At 71.6% G+C, this 3,585-nt stretch carries 5 protein-coding genes and 1 pseudogene; 4 read left to right on the plus strand and 2 right to left on the minus strand.

Annotated elements, in window-relative coordinates:
- A partial coding sequence (locus G6022_RS13830; protein WP_182691799.1) for a GNAT family N-acetyltransferase occupies nucleotides 1–363 on the minus strand: 363 nt, incomplete at its 3' end.
- The gene (locus tag G6022_RS13835) at nucleotides 360–1,049 is read right to left on the minus strand and encodes a response regulator transcription factor (RefSeq protein WP_179524621.1); all 690 of its coding nucleotides are present in this window, start codon (nucleotides 1,047–1,049) and stop codon (nucleotides 360–362) included. The genes G6022_RS13830 and G6022_RS13835, both read right to left, overlap by 4 nt.
- Before the next feature lie 108 nt (nucleotides 1,050–1,157).
- Here G6022_RS13835 and G6022_RS13840 point away from each other — a divergent pair, with 108 nt between their 5' ends.
- The 4 genes and pseudogenes from G6022_RS13840 to G6022_RS13855 all read left to right on the plus strand — a co-directional run.
- The gene (locus tag G6022_RS13840) at nucleotides 1,158–1,874 is read left to right on the plus strand and encodes a DUF2993 domain-containing protein (protein WP_347238188.1); all 717 of its coding nucleotides are present in this window, start codon (nucleotides 1,158–1,160) and stop codon (nucleotides 1,872–1,874) included.
- A gap of 10 nt (nucleotides 1,875–1,884) precedes the next feature.
- Nucleotides 1,885–2,715: a sulfurtransferase gene (locus tag G6022_RS13845; RefSeq protein WP_182640001.1), complete on the plus strand. Its 831-nt coding sequence runs from the start codon at nucleotides 1,885–1,887 to the stop codon at nucleotides 2,713–2,715.
- 47 nt (nucleotides 2,716–2,762) lie between these two features.
- A complete protein-coding gene (locus tag G6022_RS13850) occupies nucleotides 2,763–3,263 on the plus strand; it encodes a hypothetical protein (protein WP_182644798.1) in 501 nt (166 codons plus the stop codon).
- A gap of 119 nt (nucleotides 3,264–3,382) precedes the next feature.
- A pseudogene (locus G6022_RS13855) lies at nucleotides 3,383–3,585 on the plus strand (FABP family protein); the annotation flags it as partial.

Consider the following 3,585-nt stretch of genomic DNA (forward strand, 5'->3'; position numbering starts at 1 on the left):
TGACCTGCCGGCGAGTGCGCGCGCGGCCGGCAGGTCACCGTGCGCCCACACCGCGGCGGAGGGCTCGAGGTCGAACACCGCGCGGACCAGCTCCGACCCGACCCCGCGTCGACGGTGCCCGGGGGCCACGACCATCTCGGCGGTCGCCTCCCCGCCGCTGCCGTCGAGCTGGGCGTAGCCGGCGACATCACCTTCGTCTCCGCGGACCAGGAGATGGCGGACGGCCTGCTCGTCGCCCGACCGGAGCGACCGCAGAGGCTGCTCGCCGAGCGGTGCCACCCCGTCCTCGGCCGCGGCGTCCCGGGCGACGGCCTCGATCAGCGCGGCCGTCTCGTCGTCCACCGCGTGCTCGATGGCGGTCATGCGTCTCCCCCGTCCTCCCTGCGGTCGGTCGGCCGGACCGCTTTGTACCCGACGTTACGCACGGTTCCGATGAGGGACTCGTGGTCGGGCCCCAGCTTGGCCCGCAGCCGTCGGACGTGGACGTCGACCGTCCGGGTTCCGCCGAAGAAGTCGTATCCCCAGACCTCCTGGAGGAGCTGGGCGCGGGAGAACACGCGTCCGGGGTGTTGACACAGGTGCTTGAGGAGTTCGAACTCCTTGTAGGTCAGGTCCAGGGGTCGCCCCTTCACCCGGGCGACGTAGGTCTCCTCGTCGATCACGAGCTCGCCCACCGTGAGCAACCCGCCGTCGGACTCCCCCTGCGCGGAGTGACGGGCGGCGGAGAGCCTGAACCGGGCGTCCACCTCCGCCGGTCCCGTGGTCGGCAGGATGATGTCGTCGAGACCCCAGTCCCCGCTGACCGCGATGAGCCCGCCCTCCGAGACCACCGCGATGACGGAGATGTCCGCGCTTCCCGACAGGAGGCGGCAGAGCGCGCGGGACGCCGCGAGATCACTCCGTGCGTCGACGACGGCGAGCGCGGCCCCCGACAGCTCGGCCACGGAGGAGGCGAGGGCCGGCAGCAGTCTGACCGAATGCGGCAGGAGCGACAGCGCGGGGACCACCGCCTCGGGGTCGGCTTCAGTCGTGAGGAGCACTACGTCCATGTGTCGCTTCCTCCTCGTCCGGGCGCCCAGACGATACTAGCGACCCGTCCCCCAGTTCCGACGATCGGAGTAGACCTGAACCCCATGAGAGCCCGTCGCAGTGTCACGGTGGCGACCGCCGCCCTGGCCGTCGTGGTGGTCGGCGCCTTCACCGTGGACTCCGTCAACGCCTCCATGGTGGAGGCGGACGTGTCCACCCGGATCCGCCCGGCGACCCCGGGGGTCGCGGCCCCGTCGGTGATGATCGGTGGGGGCCCGTCGACACGGTGGGCGGGGCCCGGGACACTGGCGTCGGCGTCGATCCGCGTCGAGGGTGTCACCCGCCCGGGTCTCGGTCCGGTGGCCGTGGAGGCGGCCGTCACCGATCTGTCCGTGCCGGAGGACCGGTCCGCCGACATGACCGCGGGTGCGGTCACCGTCTCCGTCCAGATCACCGGAGACTCGCTCGGCCCCGCCCTGGGGATGCGGGACGTCCTGGTCGGCGGCGCCGACGACCCGAGCCTCGCCGGGGGGGTCGAGCACCGGGCCCGCGTCACCGGGACCCTGGCGGGGACCGACACCCGCGTGTCGGCGATCGTCGACCTGGTCGTCGACGAGTCCGGTGCGCACCTCGTCCCGGTCGAGCCCGCGACGGGACCCTCCGGACTCCCCGACCAGGACCCCGACCTCGCGTTGCGACGGACCGCGCTGACCCTCTCCCCGGACGTCCTCCCCCTCGGGATCGCGGTGGAGACCCTCACCGTGCGGGGCGGGACGATCACCGCCGGCGGTACGGCCGGCCCGGGCGCTACGCCGCTCGGCGACCTGGCCCGACCGGACCACTAGACTCCCCGATATGAGTCGCGACGACGTACTGGTCAGCACCCGCTGGGCCGAATCGCGCCTCGACGATGACTCGGTGGTCTTCCTCGAGGTCGACGAGGACGTGTCGGCGTATCACACCGACGGCCACATCCCCGGGGCCGTCGCGCTGAACTGGCGCACGGAGTTGCAGGAGGAGTACACGCGGGACCTCGTGGGCCGCGAGAGGTTCGGCGAACTCATGTCCGAACGCGGGATCACCCGCGATCACACGGTCGTGGTGTACGGCGGCAACCACAACTGGTTCGCCGCCTACGCCTACTGGTATCTGCGCCTCTACGGCCACGCCGACGTGCGGCTGCTCGACGGGGGTCGCATGCGGTGGGAGCGCGACGGACTACCTCTCGACACCGATGTACCCCGGCGTCCGGTGACCGCTTACGTGGCCGACCCGCAGGATCTGTCGATCCGCGCGTTCCGCGACGACGTCCTGGCGGGGCTGGGTAACGACGCGCTCGTGGACGTCCGCTCGGTCGACGAGTACACCGGCAGGCTCGCGGCGCCGGCCGGGTTACCCCAGGAGGGCGGGCGTCAACGCGGACACATCCCGGGCGCCGTGAGCATCCCCTGGAACCGCGCCGTGACCCGCGACGGCACCTTCCGCACCGACGCCGACCTCCGCGAGATCTACGCGGACTTCCTCGACGAACCCGGTCGCCGCGTGGTGACCTACTGCCGGATCGGTGAGCGCTCCAGCCACACGTGGTTCGTCCTGCACGAGCTCCTCGACCAGCCCGACGTGGTCAACTACGACGGCAGCTGGGTGGAGTACGGCTCACTGATCGGTGTCCCGGTCGAGCGGTGAGGATCCTCCTCTCCCCGCTCGGGCGATCGACTCGCTAATCTCTGGGCATGTCACTTCTCTCCCGAGCGTTCGGACTGGCCGCACGCGCCTCCGTCGTCGCCGTCGGCGCCTCCGTGGCCTCCGCCGTCATCGTCGGCGTCGACCAGCGACGGGGCGCGGTCCCCCAGGTCCCGGACCACCCCGGCCCGTACTCCCCCGCGGAGCGCGAGGCGGCGGTGCGGATGTACCTCACCGCGCTCACGCTGCCCGCGGCCGCGTTCCGGGTGCCCTTCGCGCCGGACTGCGTCCGGCGGGAGAACGGGCTCAGGACCGGGTTCGGCGCCGACCACCTCAAGTGGGACCTGCACCTGCACCTGCAGTACTCGACGATCCGGGAGGTGCGCGACATCGTGATCACCGTCGATCCGCCGGGACGCGAGGGCGTCGTGCACGCGGACTTCACCCTCGTAACCGTGGTGGGGCTCAGGGCACGGGTCAGCGAGGACTTCGTGGTACCCCCCGAGGACTGCCTGATCCACTCGATCGACGCCCGCATCTCACTCGGCTGACACCCTCGGGGTTAGGATTAGACCATGGTGCTCTTCTTCGAGATCCTCCTCGTCCTCTGCACGCTGGCCATCACATGGGTCACCTGCTACATCGTGTACCGCACGGTCACCGACGAGTCGTGACGGACGGCGGCCACACCGGCGCGGTCGACCCCACGTCGTCCACCCCCGAGGGGGGAGACGGCGGCTCGGTCGTCCGCGGGTCCGCGAACGCGGCGGTCGATGCCGCGGCGCAGCGATCCGAACAGACCGCGGGTCGGAACATCCCGGCGTTCTCCGACCTCCCGGTCCCGGGGGACACGGCCAACCTCCGGTTCGGTCC

Origin of the sequence: Dietzia sp. Cai40 (assembly GCF_014145165.1) — a bacterium.
Taxonomy (GTDB): domain Bacteria; phylum Actinomycetota; class Actinomycetes; order Mycobacteriales; family Mycobacteriaceae; genus Dietzia; species Dietzia natronolimnaea.